This is a genomic window from Streptomyces sp. E11-3 (assembly GCF_046540415.1).
GTDB lineage: Bacteria > Actinomycetota > Actinomycetes > Streptomycetales > Streptomycetaceae > Streptomyces.
Window position 1 is genome coordinate 1 of the sequence record NZ_JAZGRL010000190.1, and the last position, 1,147, is coordinate 1,147.

Annotated in this window: 2 protein-coding genes and 1 pseudogene; 1 reads left to right on the forward strand and 2 read right to left on the reverse strand. The window is 56.5% G+C overall.

Annotated elements, in window-relative coordinates:
* Positions 1-163: 163 nt before the first annotated feature.
* Positions 164-355 (reverse strand): Rop family plasmid primer RNA-binding protein, encoded by a 192-nt coding sequence (locus U9R90_RS36310; RefSeq protein ID WP_000165985.1) that lies wholly within the window; start codon positions 353-355, stop codon positions 164-166.
* A 31-nt stretch (positions 356-386) separates the two neighbouring features.
* Between U9R90_RS36310 and U9R90_RS36315 the strand changes: the two genes are divergently transcribed.
* Positions 387-755: a hypothetical protein gene (locus U9R90_RS36315; RefSeq protein WP_000538659.1), complete on the forward strand. Its 369-nt coding sequence runs from the start codon at positions 387-389 to the stop codon at positions 753-755.
* 17 nt (positions 756-772) lie between these two features.
* Here U9R90_RS36315 and U9R90_RS36320 read toward each other — a convergent pair.
* Positions 773-1,114 (reverse strand): annotated as a pseudogene (locus tag U9R90_RS36320) (hypothetical protein); the annotation flags it as partial.
* Positions 1,115-1,147 lie beyond the last annotated feature (33 nt).

Sequence of the window (1,147 nt, forward strand, 5' to 3'; positions counted from 1 at the left end):
GATGCCGCATAGTTAAGCCAGTATACACTCCGCTATCGCTACGTGACTGGGTCATGGCTGCGCCCCGACACCCGCCAACACCCGCTGACGCGCCCTGACGGGCTTGTCTGCTCCCGGCATCCGCTTACAGACAAGCTGTGACCGTCTCCGGGAGCTGCATGTGTCAGAGGTTTTCACCGTCATCACCGAAACGCGCGAGGCAGCTGCGGTAAAGCTCATCAGCGTGGTCGTGAAGCGATTCACAGATGTCTGCCTGTTCATCCGCGTCCAGCTCGTTGAGTTTCTCCAGAAGCGTTAATGTCTGGCTTCTGATAAAGCGGGCCATGTTAAGGGCGGTTTTTTCCTGTTTGGTCACTGATGCCTCCGTGTAAGGGGGATTTCTGTTCATGGGGGTAATGATACCGATGAAACGAGAGAGGATGCTCACGATACGGGTTACTGATGATGAACATGCCCGGTTACTGGAACGTTGTGAGGGTAAACAACTGGCGGTATGGATGCGGCGGGACCAGAGAAAAATCACTCAGGGTCAATGCCAGCGCTTCGTTAATACAGATGTAGGTGTTCCACAGGGTAGCCAGCAGCATCCTGCGATGCAGATCCGGAACATAATGGTGCAGGGCGCTGACTTCCGCGTTTCCAGACTTTACGAAACACGGAAACCGAAGACCATTCATGTTGTTGCTCAGGTCGCAGACGTTTTGCAGCAGCAGTCGCTTCACGTTCGCTCGCGTATCGGTGATTCATTCTGCTAACCAGTAAGGCAACCCCGCCAGCCTAGCCGGGTCCTCAACGACAGGAGCACGATCATGCGCACCCGTGGGGCCGCCATGCCGGCGATAATGGCCTGCTTCTCGCCGAAACGTTTGGTGGCGGGACCAGTGACGAAGGCTTGAGCGAGGGCGTGCAAGATTCCGAATACCGCAAGCGACAGGCCGATCATCGTCGCGCTCCAGCGAAAGCGGTCCTCGCCGAAAATGACCCAGAGCGCTGCCGGCACCTGTCCTACGAGTTGCATGATAAAGAAGACAGTCATAAGTGCGGCGACGATAGTCATGCCCCGCGCCCACCGGAAGGAGCTGACTGGGTTGAAGGCTCTCAAGGGCATCGGTCGAGATCCCGGTGCCTAATGAGTGAGCTAACTTAC